This window comes from Paenibacillus sp. KS-LC4 (assembly GCF_036894955.1).
Taxonomy (GTDB): Bacteria; Bacillota; Bacilli; order Paenibacillales; family Paenibacillaceae; genus Pristimantibacillus.
Window position 1 is genome coordinate 4,647,937 of record NZ_CP145905.1, and the last position, 15,881, is coordinate 4,663,817.

The 15,881-nt window shown below is 37.4% G+C and carries 9 protein-coding genes and 1 pseudogene; 2 read left to right on the forward strand and 8 right to left on the reverse strand.

Annotation, left to right across the window (positions count from 1 at the left end):
* Window positions 1–3 precede the first annotated feature (3 nt).
* Both V5J77_RS19685 and V5J77_RS19690 read right to left on the reverse strand, forming a co-directional pair.
* Window positions 4–5,640, reverse strand: a complete 5,637-nt coding sequence (locus V5J77_RS19685; protein ID WP_338552534.1) for an RHS repeat-associated core domain-containing protein — start codon at window positions 5,638–5,640, stop codon at window positions 4–6.
* Between the two features lie 395 nt (window positions 5,641–6,035).
* Window positions 6,036–7,643 carry an RHS repeat domain-containing protein gene (locus tag V5J77_RS19690; protein WP_338552535.1) on the reverse strand — a complete coding sequence of 536 codons (1,608 nt, stop codon included), beginning with the start codon at window positions 7,641–7,643 and terminating at the stop codon, window positions 6,036–6,038.
* 693 nt (window positions 7,644–8,336) lie between these two features.
* Here V5J77_RS19690 and V5J77_RS19695 point away from each other — a divergent pair.
* Window positions 8,337–9,758, forward strand: coding sequence for an FG-GAP-like repeat-containing protein (locus V5J77_RS19695; RefSeq protein ID WP_338552536.1), 1,422 nt, complete (start codon window positions 8,337–8,339; stop codon window positions 9,756–9,758).
* A gap of 246 nt (window positions 9,759–10,004) precedes the next feature.
* Window positions 10,005–11,176, forward strand: a pseudogene (locus tag V5J77_RS19700) (transposase); the annotation flags it as partial.
* Between the two features lie 482 nt (window positions 11,177–11,658).
* Here the strand turns inward: V5J77_RS19700 and V5J77_RS19705 are convergent.
* From V5J77_RS19705 to V5J77_RS19730, 6 genes are all read right to left on the reverse strand, one after another.
* A complete protein-coding gene (locus V5J77_RS19705) occupies window positions 11,659–12,189 on the reverse strand; it encodes a hypothetical protein (RefSeq protein WP_338552537.1) in 531 nt (176 codons plus the stop codon).
* 1,093 nt (window positions 12,190–13,282) lie between these two features.
* Window positions 13,283–13,549 (reverse strand): hypothetical protein, encoded by a 267-nt coding sequence (locus V5J77_RS19710; protein WP_338552538.1) that lies wholly within the window; start codon window positions 13,547–13,549, stop codon window positions 13,283–13,285.
* A 509-nt stretch (window positions 13,550–14,058) separates the two neighbouring features.
* On the reverse strand, window positions 14,059–14,550 hold the full coding sequence (locus tag V5J77_RS19715; protein ID WP_338552539.1) for a hypothetical protein: 492 nt from the start codon (window positions 14,548–14,550) through the stop codon (window positions 14,059–14,061).
* A 113-nt stretch (window positions 14,551–14,663) separates the two neighbouring features.
* Window positions 14,664–15,176, reverse strand: a complete 513-nt coding sequence (locus V5J77_RS19720; protein WP_338552540.1) for a hypothetical protein — start codon at window positions 15,174–15,176, stop codon at window positions 14,664–14,666.
* Between the two features lie 142 nt (window positions 15,177–15,318).
* Window positions 15,319–15,558 carry a hypothetical protein gene (locus V5J77_RS19725; RefSeq protein WP_338552541.1) on the reverse strand — a complete coding sequence of 80 codons (240 nt, stop codon included), beginning with the start codon at window positions 15,556–15,558 and terminating at the stop codon, window positions 15,319–15,321.
* A gap of 11 nt (window positions 15,559–15,569) precedes the next feature.
* Window positions 15,570–15,875 carry a hypothetical protein gene (locus tag V5J77_RS19730; protein WP_338552542.1) on the reverse strand — a complete coding sequence of 102 codons (306 nt, stop codon included), beginning with the start codon at window positions 15,873–15,875 and terminating at the stop codon, window positions 15,570–15,572.
* Window positions 15,876–15,881 lie beyond the last annotated feature (6 nt).

The window sequence follows — 15,881 nt, forward strand, 5'->3', positions numbered from 1 at the left end:
AACTTACTTCCTTGTGCTTTGTCCGATAATATAACTACCTACATTAATTGTGTTATCGCCTTTACCATAAGCATTATAAGTTATAGTTACTCCATTTATTTGAACTTGTCCTTTATAAAACTGACCTTTGGTGATGGATTGAAATGAAATATCATTTGCAATTACCATGTTTACATCGTTCATTTTCAGCCCAGAGCCCTCCAAATGCCTTCCTCCATGACCAAAGGTGACTGTGGTCCCTCTTGCTTTTATGGTAGCAGTGACCCCTCCCCCACCTTTAGGAGCCTCATAACTTGGGGATGAGTTTTTATTCCCTGCTGTCCAACGATAAACAATATACCCCGTTGCTACTGTTGCATATTCAACTGATTCAATGCCAAATGCTAATCCTCCAGCAAACCATCCTGCTGCTTCTCCCCAAGTCCAATCAGATTTAGCCATTGTCCATAGCTTTTCTTGAACAGAAGCACTTGCATTATTAAAGGCTGATTGATCTCCTGATTTCCATCTTAAATATCTATCTTCAACAGAATAATGGTATTCATATCCACCTTTCCCATTATACAACGTCCAGTTCCTATCATTATCCATATCATCGCTATAAGTTGAACTCAAATCACTACATGCTCCTGAGTGTTTCCATTTGCCATTGGCAGATTCACACCAATGACCAGTAGGATCAGCATAAATTAAAGGATTATTATGCACATACGTATAAAGATTCAAGCTCAGTGGATTTTTAATCTCCCCTTCATACGTATCCTCATTAATAAACCGTCCTATACTCGGATCATAATACCTTGCACGGAGATAGTAAAGTCCGCTTTCCTCATCATATACTTCTCCCGTATACTTAAACGGATTCGACATACCTTCCGTCTGCGAAAGTATATTTCCCCAGATGTCATAATCATAAGAATTAATGGCAATTCCGCTATCATTCGTAATTCTTACTACATCCCCATGACCATTATACGAATAATATCCTCCTTTTGCCGATTCATAGTCATAGCGGTACAGCAGTTCATCTCCCCAGACATTTCGAGCCTTTACTTTACCATTCCCATCGAGCTCTTCAATGATATGACCATTTAAATAAACATAGCGGGTGGTTTTTCCATCTACCTTTTTCGTTGCACGGAGACCATCACCATAGTAGGTGTAGGATGCTTGCTTACCCGTTGAAGAGGAATACGTCTTAAGCATGTTTAAGGCATTATACGTATACGTAGTCGTTTCCTCTTTTAAATCGGGCGAATTTCCACTCATCGTCAACCGATTGCCGCGCTCATCATAGGTATACGTACGTTGTCCTTGCGCTGTATTTTCCTCTTTAATGCGATTAAGCGCATCATAACTGAATACCTGTGTCGAGCCATTTCGATTAATGCTGGTAATGTTACTAAAACCATCATATCCAAAAGTTTCAAGCCAGTTGGAACCATCCCCAGCAAATGTCTGATATGAAATTAATTCTCCAAAAGCATTTGTTTTTCTTTGATGCGATACACCAAGCGGATACTTCCATGATTTCACATACTCATTTTGACCTATCTCATAGTTATATGTTATAGATCCTATATTTGGACTCGTTACCGACAACAAGCGATCCAGCGCATCGTACGTGTACCGCAATTTTTCATTATCTGGGTAGTTTAATGACACCATGCGGTCAAATTTATCATACTCCAGTTTATACTGTCGACCTGCCACCGTTTGGCTGCCTAGACGCTTCCACGAATCATATTGATAACCTAACGATTCTCCTTCTTTCGTAGTGCTAGTTGTAGGAAGACGCGTAGCCGAATCATAACTATATTGCTCCCAATAGATTTCTGTTCCAGCCGAATCTTTTACGGATAATCGGCTTACCTCATCATATGGAGTATACGAATATTGATGCTTCTGATTCATTTCATCAGTACGTGTATCCAACAATCCCGTATTCGTATACTGGAAGCTTTCTTTTTTCCCTTCTGCATTCGTCTTCGTCAATTGCCAACCGACTTCATTATATTCGCTTTGCTTTTGCAGCTTATCATTGGTATACGTGGCAATAAGCTGCCCCATGCTATTGTACACATAGCGATTAACCTGATTGTTGTTATCTTTCAAATAAATCAGATTACCTGCGGTATCATAACCATACTGTGTCGTTTGCGTAACACCATCTGCAATGACTCGAGTCTGCGATAAGGCTCCAAGCGGGGTGTATGTGTTTAACACCGTTCTCGTCTTTGCCCCGGCTTTCTCTACTTGCTTTATCACTCTACCTAAACGATCCTGATAATTCCAAGTCTCTCTGCCATCTGGCCCAACCACTTTAGTCGTGTTTTGTAAATAATAAGAAGATCCATCCAGCTTGGTCATCGAGTTTGAGAAATAATAATTTGTCACTTGTCCTATAGGGTCCGTTACTCTTCTAATTTGACCATTATTATCATATAAATATTTCACTTCTTTTTCTCTGAAACCAAAAGGCAACGTACTTTTTAAGAGTTTACCTGTCAGATTCGTTTTATTCACTACAATTTCACGCGAAGTATTTCCAACAATTTGTTCCTGTTTTTCGATATCACCATAAGGCGTATAATACGTATTAACTTTCTCTCCATCGGCCTTGGTTTGTACAACAAGCCGCTGAGCATCATTATACGTGTAACTCGTCGTTCGAACCGCACCAGGATTAGCCGCAGACGGTGTATAGCTTTCCGAAGCCATTCGGCCACTTGAATCATAGCTATACGTTACGGTACTGCCATCAGGAAAAGTCTGTTTCTTGATCTGATCTTTATTGTCATATTCATAAAGAACAACCAACGGTGTAGGCGTCTTACCCTTACCTAAAGTGACATTCGTTGTTTCTTTTATTACATGTAAATTACTTGTATCATATTGCATGTCAACAATCGTTTCCGTCGGCTGCTGATCATACTGACTGCCTGAGCTCGTCGTGCGAATGCGAGTAGGCTGCTTGGAATTATTATAGTTTAAATAGTCCGTAACCGTTTTATCCTGACGGACAACCGCTGGCGTAGCGGGATCGCGATAGCTACCAAGCTGCGTTGTACGTAGGAGTGTGCCATCTGCGTTATACTCATAAGCTATTTCTGTCTTCGTTAAGCCATCCGCAGCCGTTTGCTTCTGCGAACTAATTTGATGATAGGGTCCACCATAAGCCGTATCCGTCTTGTTCCCATATGGATCTTCTTGGAAAATCACATATCCAAAAGCATCATATTCCGTGCGATACAGCGTTGCATATTTATCCAGATTGGCTGGCAAAGTGCGATCGTTACCCGACCACAAAAACTTATCTATATCTGACTTATTATCATTACCAAATACTTTGGTTAAATACGGTTTATTTTTTCCTGGATCATATTGATAAGCTTGCATCTCTTGAAAAGAGACACCATATGCTGTCCCATCCTCAGTGAAGTACAAAGAATTACTATATCCACCTAACCCGTTTGTCTCAGAGATTGGTACGAATAACCCTTTTCCTATTGGCCGATAAACGTAACTTTGACTTTCTCTATATTCTAATAAATCCAAAGAAATGCTCTCTTTTACTTCTGGACGGCGGAAGTTATTACTGTTCTTCAATCGTGTGTTTTCTACAATTCCACCTGTTTTAGGTGTTGTCCATATTTCCTGTGCTACTCCTGCATTAATAGAGACATTTTGCGTAAGCAGCTTTTGCTCCCCAGCTTGATTGGTGTATCGATAAAGCACCTTTGTAACCGGGTGATATCCAATATAGGTGAGGTTCCACGGATCCAGATACAATCGCATCGTTCCTCTTCTTTCTTCTCTTTTATAACCATTCAATTCATCAAACCAATCCCAATTGTACAGTCTATAATTAAATGTGACTTCTAACCCACTAGCATCAGTAACTTTATTTAATAACAAATAGTTAATTTCACCATGAACCTTTCTATCGCGATCCACAATTAGACTTGATTCTGCTCCATTTAAGTAATCCAAAACAGGCTGACCATTTTGTGTTAAATACGAATAATCGTCTTCAAAGTTAAAGTCTGCTCGGGTCGTAAGATCAGGAGTGATATACGAGTATGTTTTTAACGTTTTGCTCGCTAAAACGTCAACTACACTATTGAGATTAAAATATAAAATACTTCTTGGTTGCTCATCATTTTTATATTGATCTAAACTTCCAAATACATATGTTCTAGCTTGCATAATAGGATTATCTGAACTGATATTATATTCTACTTTATGGGTCACATTCCCCTGTGGATCTGTTACCGTAAACCCTTGAATGCCAAATGGTTGAACAATATACGGACCATCTGTTTGAATTTTCCGGCCAATGGAATCGGTAATAATGATTCGATTAGCCGATCGCTGATAGTCATAAGTAATTTGATCACCCAAACGATTGCTTTTGGATAATATTTGGCCATCACTGTTAAATGAATAGGTGATTTTATCATCCACAACTAAACTGTATCCCGTTCCGTTATAGAAATAAGTAACATTACTATATGGATGATTGTAGGGCGTTTTAATATTATCTCTGAATTCATAAGACGAACCATCGTCTAAATCAAATGTTATGGTATCTGTTGAAGAATAAGATGCACGATTATAGTAATTATAGCTGCCACTCGTTGATGTTGCCCCGATTGTAGCACGAATACTTCCCTCTGTCATTTTTGGAATGTTCAGAGACCATCCTGTCGCAATAAAACCTAAATCGTCACCGTAGCCATAATCATAATAACTTGGATAAGGAAAATTACCTAAACAGTCAGGCTTTTCATCTCCAAACCATGAATTATCTGGATGACATCCAGGAAAGCCTATGTCACCATCTAAACTTGGTTGCATTATTTTTGCACTCATTGAACTATAACTTCTAACCAAAGTGAAATCCAAACCGTTCCTACCCGGTAAATATAAATCAACATCTTTTTGATTGGCTGTTTTATAAATCGGATCTACGTTACCATCCGTGTTAGCTTTATATTGAAAATCACTATTTTTTTCAGTAAAACGATAGCTATTTCCCACACTTGCAGTCGATACTTTTCCGCTTACCTTAGCTTGAGCAATGCCGGTATAAGTAGACTCTGTTACACTCTCGTTCGGTTCTACCAGATTGCCCTCTAGGTCAATTGTGGTCACTTCCACAGGAGTATTTTGTAAGGCTAGCACTTCCTCACGATTGTGATCAAAATCATATTGCTGCATCGTTAAGGGAGTAAGTTCTCTGAGTAAAATTCGCTGTTCCTCTGTCAGCTTTTTAATTAGTACTGGACGCTCTTTTCCAGTCCAATCTAATACTTCAAAAAACTGCTCTGTCTCTAGCAGAGGTGTTAACTCCGAATAGAAATACACCGCGAGTTTCTTCATATCCAGCGAATACTGCTGGGTAATAATCTCTACTTGCTCCTCTGAAAAGATACCCCATTTTTTCTCATATACCGACTCATCGACAGACAATTCTCCATCTACTAGTGGATTTATTCCGGGGACGTATACAGATTCTTCTACAGTGGAACCTGTTTTATTCGTTTCCAGATTAGCATAAGCGATGGAATTCCCCATATCTGAGAATATAGATAGTAATAAACTAATGACTAACAGATAACTTATGACCTTCTTCAAGTTGAGCAATCTCCTCTATTTTTAAATTTATCACTTTACTTCTACTGAACCATTCGTAATTCTAACTCTATTGTCTGAACCATCATAGGCATATACATGTGTAATATAGCTGCCCTTCTCATAATGATGTTCACTGAACGGAATCCATACCTCCCATGTTCCCTGTCCCCCTCATGCCAGAATAAATCATCTTGTCCATTCTGACTGGTCCACGTTGGAAACAATACCTTTCTCACCTTATCTCCTACTCCATCCACATAGACCTCATAACCCCCTTCTGTTAGGCTAATTTTATCTAGAATTCGGAAAGTCGTTTCTTTGACTGTTGTAATACTGCTCATTAATTGTTCCTTTATCAATTGATAAAGGAGTTAATTAAGGAACTTAACCTTAGCCTACATAGACAAGTAAGCAATAACCGGATCCCATATTGTACCGTCATTTGAGATATCTCCATTCTGATTAAGCCTGAAATAGATGGAGTCTCCTTGAGTGACTTCCAGCTCTTTAATAACTAAGGCTCCCTTGCTATCATTACCCTCGATACGTTTCCAACCTGAGTCTGGCCAAATTTGCGTGTTGTTTTTCAAAATTTTAGCATTCACACCGTCTCCTATAAGGTTTATAGGGTGTTTTTTCACATTGCTTTTGATTCTAATCGTTCCTGTTTTTGGAGCTACCCACTTGAAGACCGTGTCATTAGTATGTGGGTGAATCCAGTCTTTAGTAATTAAACTCCAAACGTGATCTCCCTTCCATCTGGATAACGTGCTATCCCATACCATATTTTTATAGGCTGATCCATCCCATGTTTGATAATACCAATTATGTTTGCCCTGTTCTGATCCATATGCGGCTGAAGCTTTTTCTACATACGTAATTTTAGGATTAACGATAGTAGCATCGGAAACCAAATTTCCATATTTATTTAAAATAAAATAGATCTGTTCGTCTTTATTAACCTGTACGTCTAAATTTAAATTTTTTCCAATCCCATCATTGCCTTCGAGATGAACCCAGCCTGATTGGGGCCATATTTGCGTGTCATTTTTCATAATTTTAAAATTGATTCCATCCCCTTCAAGGTTAATGGGATGTTTTCTTATATTTCCTGAAATGTGTATAATGCCAGTTTGTGGAGCCTTCCATTTGAGAGCAGCGTCGTTTACATGGGGATGCATCCATTCTTGCGATATAATTTCCCAACGGTTATCTCCCCTCCACAAGGAAGCCGCTGTGTCCCAACCCATATCTTTATAACCATCTGCAGTGGCAATCTGATATGACCAGTTATTTTCACCTTGTTTGGAACTGAATCCTTCTGATGCTTTCTCTACATACTTGATTGTTGGCTTCCATACCGTACCATCGTAATTTAGATTTCCATTTTTATTTAATATAAATGAAACATTATCCCCTGCTACTACGTTCATATCCAGATTTAAATCAATGCCTGTTGCATCATCCCCAGCAAGATGCTTCCACCCTGTTGTTGGCCATATTTGAATATTATTTTTTAGCACTTTAAGATTGATACCGTCGCCAAGCAAATTAATTTGGTGCTTCTTGATTCTTCCACCTATATGTATCGCACCGCTTTGAGGTGCTTGCCAAGTAAATGCGATATCATTCACACCTGGATGAATCCAATCTTCCCCAATAATTTCCCAAGCGGTCTTGCCCTCCCATCTCGAAAGACTGTAGTTCCAAGTCATATCCTCCAAGCTTGTTCCATTCCAAGTCTGATAATACCAATCGTCTAGTCCCTGCTCTTTGGTAAATGCATAGTCTAAATTTCTGCCTGTGTATTCCTTTAAAATTAGATTCCCGTTCTGATCGTAGACATAATCTACTTTTTCACCATTGTCTTTCACTTCAGAAATAAGTCTTCCATTGCTATCATAAAGATAGGAAGTGCTAGCATAAGCTAGATTAGTAACCGTCATTAACACTAAAACAATACACAAAATTTTTAAGTAAATACGTGATGCTCCTGAATTCATTCCTAATCCCCACCATTTATATTTCTATATAAATCATCATTTTGAACTAGCTATAATAAAACGCTGCTTTATCCACATAAAAAATTCCCGCAGCATCTGCTTCATTGGCTCTTAGTAGGTAAGCATTTACTCCTCCAATTAGGATAATCTCGAAAAAAGCAATAATTATATAACGTGAAACCTATTAAGTGGCATATATGACTTCCCCTCCCCAAAAAGACCCAGTGATAAATATATCATGGTTATAACCTTCTATTCATCAGGAGATTTTGTCGAATTATGTATTTAGATGTCGATTTTTAATGAGAATTAATTATTCTTGCTCAACGAAACAAAATCTTCTATCTTTTTCATCTTATTTCTACAAAATCAGCTTAGTTTTTATTGAAGATTTAACCCCTTTGATATTGTAGGCAAAGTTCTAATAGTGTTATTACGATAAATATAGTAATAAAAGATATTAGGGAGTATTGTCATTGAATGGTCGAAGATCCGGAAATATGACGAACGTTACTAACTGCCGTTCGCATTACACGGTAAAATTTCAACCTGCACCCCCAAGCAGCACGGGGTTAGTTTCGAATTCATAGGTAGATTTAACTATGCTTGGAATAGAATATCTGTTACATTATATTAGTATTTTCCTTGCGTTTAATACATGCATAGCAAATAAATGAATATGGAGGTTTTTTGGTGATTATTAAGATATGGCGGAATTCAGGTAAGCTCGGAACAATTAGACGATTAATCTTAGCACTAGGTATACTTTTTACTATGAGTTCAACTTATGGCGCGGATAAAATAAGTGCCGCGAATGCTGCAGCAGGCTACATGCCCTGGACCTGGAATTCCAGCGCAAGAATACTTGAGGACAACGGCAATATGTGGTTTGCCGATGTAAACGGAGATGGCAAGGCTGATCTGATCACTAAGGGTGAGACAGGGGCAGCGAATGCAGGTTTTGTATATGTAGCATTAAGTAATGGAACTGGCTATCCAGCATGGACATGGCATTCCGGGAAACGGATGATTGATGATAATAGTACGATCTGGTTTGCCGATGTAAACGGAGATGGCAAGGCTGATCTGATTTCTAAAGGACAGGCTGGAGCATTAAATGCAGGTTATATATATGTATCTCTTAGTAACGGAAAAGGATATTCGGGCTGGACCTGGCATTCGAGTGCAAGAATACTTGAGGACAATAGTAAGCTGTGGTTCGACGATGTCAATGGAGATGGGAAATCAGATTTAATCTCCAAAGGTGAAGCCGGAGCATGGAATGCAGGCTTTGTATATGTGGCACTTAGCAACGGAACTGGTTACCCAGCATGGACATGGAATTCGGGAAAAAGAATGATTGATGATAACAGTACCATGTGGCTTGCAGATGTAAATGGTGATAAGAAGGCCGATCTGCTTACCAAAGGTCAAGCGGGGGCTGCGAATGCAGGTTTTGTGTATGTTTCCTTAAGCACAGGAAGCAGCTACCCGTCTTGGACCTGGGACTCAGGTAGACGAATGATTGATGATAACAGCAGTATGTGGTTTGCCGACATAAATGGAGATAGGAAATCAGATTTGGTCTCCAAAGGACAAACTGGTGCCGCGAATTCTGGCCAAGTATATGTTAGTTTAAGTAATGGAACCGGCTATCCATGGTGGACCTGGGATTCAGGCTCCAAAATGTTTGATAATAACAGCGGTATCGCTTTTGCAGATGTGGATGGGGATGGGAAGACAGATTTACTGGGTGTAGGCGAAGCCGGAGCAATTAATGACGGTTGGGTATATTTTTCATTAAGTACCGGAACAGGCTTTGAACCATGGACCTGGAATTCAGGCCGTAAAATTGTTAATGATACCTCAAGCTTATGGTTGGCAGATGTTAACGGGGATGGGAAGAGTGACATAATAACTAAAGGAGCGGCACCGGGCCCAACAGCAGGTTTTGTCTTTGTTGCATTAAGTACCTATCTTGATCTGACAAAAACCCAGTACGAGTACAATGCTGCGGGGCAGCTCAAGACAATAACGTATCCCGACGGGACAAAAATCTACTATGAATATGACAATAATGGGAATTTAATTAGCAGAAAAAAAATAACCACTTAAACGTAAGAAGCCGAAAAAGCTCATGGATTGAATTCCAAGAGCTTTTTTAGTATGCCCAGCATGATCATCTCGAAGGTGAAAGTCACGAGCGAGGACGCCAAGCGCCTACCGTTGAAGACTCTCTGGACATAATGAGTGTCTAAAATTCAATCCAGATTTTTTTATTACTTAAAACAACTAATAAACCTATATAGGTGATTGGGTGGATTCATAAGAAAAATGTCTCTTTATGGTACTCCTGTTGAAGTCAATTACAGAGCGATGGTTAATTCCTTGATCATCCGAATCGTTGAACGTATTCCAACGATTAAGGATTTAATAAAATGGCTTCAGCATGACCTCCTTTTCCGCCTAGATTGTGGCTTTATGATTTCTGTATCTATTCCTTCTGCATCGTCGTATTCCCGATTGGTGTGCAAGATTAGCCAGAGTCATGCCTTGGAGGAAATCCAAACACAGTTGATGAACCAGGCGATGGTGGAAGGATTCATCACCGACGATACGGTTGCCCTTGATGAAACACATATTGAAGCCCGCGATCAGGCAGCAGCAAGGCAGGAGAAAGAAAAGTCTGAGCCTAAAAAGCGCGGTCGTAAACCAAAATTCGAACGTGAGGTCTGGCTCAAACAAAAACAAGAAGAAGAGAAACAAAAACCAATCTTCAAGAAAGAAATCGCAGCACAGCTTAGAGAGACGTTTCATGTGCTAAGGGATGAAATGCCTCTTGACCCGCAGTGGGAATTAAGAAAAATAGTGATGGTAAAAATGTCTTCTAGTATGGCTATAAAGGTCATCTTGCCGTTGGAACGAAGAGTCAATATATCCTTGGAGACCTGTTATCATCTGGGAACTTGAATGATGGAAAAGCAGCGATTCCCCTCCTAAAAGGGCTTGCTTTGCAGTATCCAACTTTCCATTTTAACTATGCAACTAGGGATGCTGGCTGCGATTATGAGCCCATTTATAAGCAAGTTCTCGAAGCGAAGGCTCATGCCATTATCGCCTATAACTGTCGTTGAGATTCCGAACTTGTCGGGTTTGACGAATACTTCGCTCCTACCTGTGTGTGAGAGCATTCTTATCGTTACGACAGCTACGATAAAAAATATGAAACACTCAAATACGTTCGACCAAAAGAATATGAGAGCTGTCCGTTAGCGCAAGATGCCCTTTGTCAGAAGGTTTACAAGATGAAGATCATGACCGATCTTAGAAAGTATACCTCTCCGGCTCGAGGCTCCAGCCGTTGGAAAGAAATCGCTAAAAAACGATCTGCAGTCGAAAGGATTAATGCATACCTAAAAGAATTCTTCCGGTTGAACAATGTGAGACATCGAACAGGTCAAAAAGCGAAAGCACATTTCAACTTGGCAACACTGGTTTATAATTGCACAAAGTTAGCATGTGACCGTCTAAGTCGCCAATTACACAACAAGCAGCCTAATTTTCAAAACGAAAATGCTCAAATTCGGTTCGTCTACGATTCTGTAACTAAGTATTATGAAATTGATTCACATTAGGATTAATTATAAAATCATCGCTTGAAACAAACGTTTTTTTATAAAATGGGTTATCAAGTTTTCTTTGATCGAACTGCGAGTATTTAATGGAATAGACCACTCGTTTACCCAGTATGCTCTTAATATCGTTTTCATCATAAATACTAACTGTCCCCCATTTAATATCCTCTTTTATTATCCAAGTACCAAAAAATAAATGTTCTAATGACTCAGTACTATCGTTATAGTTTAGCGTTGGTGAAGCTTTTTCTTCGAAATTTGCTTATATTCATACTTGTATCAGGTTGTGGAGTAAAAAAAATGAATTGTATTTTTTCTCATTATATAGATTCCAACTTAGCCATAGCTAGCCCCTCAATTATAAAAATTCAATTCTATAATTAGCTCATAACTTCATATGAGAATAACTCGACATAATAGCCGCAACGTTCACCTCTTCCTTCCATACATGCTAATAACTCTTTCAACGTTTTTTGGGGGCTGCCTATTTTTTGATTCAATTCATTCACCGTTTCCTCCCACGTTCGTTCCATCCTCATATTATATAAAGGATCAACTTTACAATCGGATGGCAAATAAATAGCAGGACCAAATCTTTTGCCAAAACGGCTTAAATCCTTACGCAGTCGATTTTGCAGCCGTTCATCCTCTAAGAGTGTGTGCCAACCTATCATGATGTCAAAAATAAAGAAATGCTCTCCTAGTTCGATATCAAATCCATGCACATTTAGAAATTCAAGTTGACCAGAAATACTCATACATTCAGGGGAGTGAGTATCCTTTTTATTATAGGCCCATTTCCATACTTCTTGAGCATTTGATGTATCTAGCATTATCTCAGTGAGCTTTTTGCATGCAAGCCCCAAGTCAGATCCTTGATTTTGAAAAATTGCTGTGAATGTTGATCCCATATATCCCCCTTGAGTGTTTCTAAACTCATATTTGACTGATTAAATAACTAAAAATTATATCTCTCCGCTAATTGGTAGCGGTATCAAGTCCTTCTTCTCTTTGTTCCACCAAAATGAGTTTACTCCATAATAAATATCATGCGCCCATTCTTCAGGCAGTTCTAGTTTATAAATCTCAAAATTTTGTATCTTTCTAACAGTTATTCATTTTGATTTGCCATATTGAATTTAAGAACTTTTTTCAAATCCATCGTAATTTACAATCACAAGCGAAATGAAGCAAAACTAAAAGGCATGAGTCCGGTAAATTTCCAAACTCATGCTCAACAATCAGACTAATAAAATGTCCTGTATTATTTCAGGGAGATAAACTCAAAAATAGCTACATATAATTTAAAAATAATCAAACTTAATTTTTGAATGCCACCGCTAAAAATAGATAAAAAAATATGCTTGAAGCAATTAAGTACAGCATGTGTATAAATAAAGTTACCAACACCGCCCTATTTGTCAATCTCACCAAACAAATGACAAATGAAACTAAAGAAATTAGAAAACAAACAATATTCACCACGAAAAAAAAACCAAAAATATTTTGAAGAAAAAGATTTAAGTTTATATCAGATATTAACATCAATAATACTACCAAAAAAATGCTCCAGTTAAATATACCAATTGATAAGAGTTTATTTTCAATAATCATCCCTTATCTCTCCTAATATATACTTTAAAAATTTAATGATAGGGTAAAACATCATTTTTAAAATGTTCCCAGCCATTGTCAGGACTACTAAAATTATAAGTTCCTTCATTTATTGGAGAAGTTACAAGTTTATCATTAGTCCCATATACACCCTCCATTATACCATCAGCGGACACATACTTCTTATGGCATTTTAATCGAATGCAATCGACACCGTTTGTCTGGCTGAAAATATCAACCGCTAATTTCTAGATCGAGCCGTAATTATTTTTTATTGTTACTACTCAGGTCTACCTCAACTCCGAGGAAGACCTGAGTAGTAAATAAAATTTTAATCATTTTGTAAATAGAAACTTTATTTCGATTTTTCAACAAATAAAATAGCTTCTTTTATATATTCATAGATTTCATTTCATTCAGTGACTTTGTTCTTTTTATAAAAAGAGGATTTAACCAATCATCATTTTTCACTATATTTAATTTAAAACTACCATCGTCTAAGTTAAACTCTGGATACCAACCTAAATCTAAAACAAATTTATTATCATACCTAACTTGTAATATATCCTCCTTGAAAGACCAAATTTGATGGTCTAGGGCGACACCTTCATTAAAATCAAAATCATTAAGAATGACATCGCCTGATTTAAATAGCACCTATGACTTCGCTAAACTTCATAACCTTCCCATTCCCTCAATGTTATGTCGGCGCTGACTGCGATATTTGGGGAATTCGAGAAACTCAGTTCTTTTAGCACTTTTTCTGATTTTTCTTCGTCTATAATTAACACATATCTAGCAGCCCAAATTCTAACACTCTCATTATCATGATTAAACAATGAAATTAATTCAGAAACATAACTAGTTTCTTTAAGCCATTCATACGAACTATTCAGCTTATTATATGATCTATTGGCTAACCGAGAGTTTCCTTAATCTGTACCTTCTTGGTGCTTCATTGCAGCTTCAATGAATTTTAAAACTGCTGTCTCTAATCTCAAAATATCTCCTCCTTAAACAGTGTGAAAGACCCTTCAATAACTGTTTGTTTAGCTACACCATAATGTTGTTAAACGAAAAGGTAGACACAGAGCTTCTAAACTCACATATAGTTTTAGCCTTATTTTTTTCATACCCGTACAAAAGAATCCATCAATAAAAAACTATTACTTAGGTCCTTCTATAGGAATAACTATTTTACTTTTTTCAAATACATGGACGAGATATTTTGAGTTTTGCTCTACTTGTACATATCCTGGAGCCAATGAAAATACTTTTCTTTCTTTATTCATTTCCACTAGTATCCTATCACTATCATTATAAATTTTTTCCCTACTTAAAATTACGATTTCTTTACTTTGATAACCCATTATAAATGAATCTACAAAAAGATTGGAAAATTGTATGGCAGATAGCAATCCAAGCCAAAATCCATAGATGCACATTCCAATAAATAATACTTTTTTCAGTTTAACCAATTTAGATTTAATCGCTTTCCACATGACAAAAAAAAGTTCAAAAAACAACAAATAGCAGCCTATAAAGTGAGTGGCAATCTTGAAAATCAAAATATTCCGCTCAAATTTATCGTACATTAGAAAGATTATAGTGATCATAATGATAACAACGCAGAAAACTAAAAGTCTCAGCCATTTCATGCTTGATCGTCTCATGTATCTCCCTTCTTAAATAAAGCTAGTACAAGTCTCTGAAGTAAGCAAGAAACCACTTTTGCATATGTTCCAGCTAGGCCGAGGTCGTGTCTGAAGATTTATGCAACACTAGTGATTACTTTTATCAAGTCATAATCATAAATATTGAGATAGCTGTTGGGCGTAAAATATTTTCTAAAGGATGCTCTTTTTATAGGATATACGATTTCCCATTCATCCACATTTAGATTGGCATATCGAACTTTGGTTTCCTTATCTTTTTCAAAACTTTCGACGTTACCTATTAATAAAAATCTATTTTCTAATTCATACCATCCAAAATCGAACTCCTTTTCGGATAGAAATTTGTTTGGGCTATTCCTAGACACTCTCACAGCAAGGTTCTCTTTCAAGTGCGAATTAATGTTTGTTTTTGCAATCCAACCTGTATCAAGTACATATTTAGCTTCCGTTACACAAATATATTCCCCAGTGTTTTGCCTTTGTTGTGCTTCGACGAGTTTAACCGCAAATTTTATAGGAATAAAGTTCATTAAAACTGGAGCTATTACTACAAATAACGATAAAGAGATGACTATTCTCTTCACACTCCCAACTTTTTTAAGCATCATTTACATCATCCTTCTCTTCCATATGGAAAACTGGTTATTTTATCATCAACAATTAGAAGCTCATGGTATCCCAGCCCTTAGAAAATATTTTCTACACAAAAAGAAACCACTTGGAATTTTCATACTCACAAGTAGTATCGTTTTAAAAAATATACTTAAAACTATTTGATCTGTCATAGCGAAAATCTAAATTAGTGGAATTGATAACAGCATATCGCGGTGAAACTTCTTTTATTTTATTTTGAAAATACCCTAAACTTTCTTTACATCGCTTTCTTCTTTTTAACTGTTGTAAATATTCAGAGCTCCCTTTATATCTTTCATCTGAAAAGGCGATACCCTTAGGGAAAAAATTATATATTTCTTTAAAAAATCTATCCACCCGGTTCACCTCTACATATTGAACAATTGCTGTGCTTCAATAAGAATTTCGTCCTGATTCGCTTCTAGCTTTTGAATTATGATGCTGCTGCATGCCTTTTTCTCGGTTTCGGTAAGGCTATCGGCTATAGCTTCTAATAGCATGAAGGATTGAAATCTAACTTCTATGGCAGGACTGTCTAGGAGCCTCGTAATGACTTCAATATATGGACGATAATCAAGGTTTTCTAATGCATAAAGAAGTGTTCCTCTACTCTTTATCGTTTTAGGATGCTGTATTTTCAAATTAACTGTAGGCAGTCTGTGATGAACTTGCAATACTCC

Coding starts and splice junctions, on each gene's coding strand:
- V5J77_RS19690 (WP_338552535.1), bottom strand. CDS start 7,643: ATGAATTCAGGAGCATCACGTATTTACTTAAAAATTTTGTGTATTGTT.
- V5J77_RS19705 (WP_338552537.1), bottom strand. CDS start 12,189: ATGGGATCAACATTCACAGCAATTTTTCAAAATCAAGGATCTGACTTG.
- V5J77_RS19715 (WP_338552539.1), bottom strand. CDS start 14,550: ATGAAATGGCTGAGACTTTTAGTTTTCTGCGTTGTTATCATTATGATC.
- V5J77_RS19720 (WP_338552540.1), bottom strand. CDS start 15,176: ATGATGCTTAAAAAAGTTGGGAGTGTGAAGAGAATAGTCATCTCTTTA.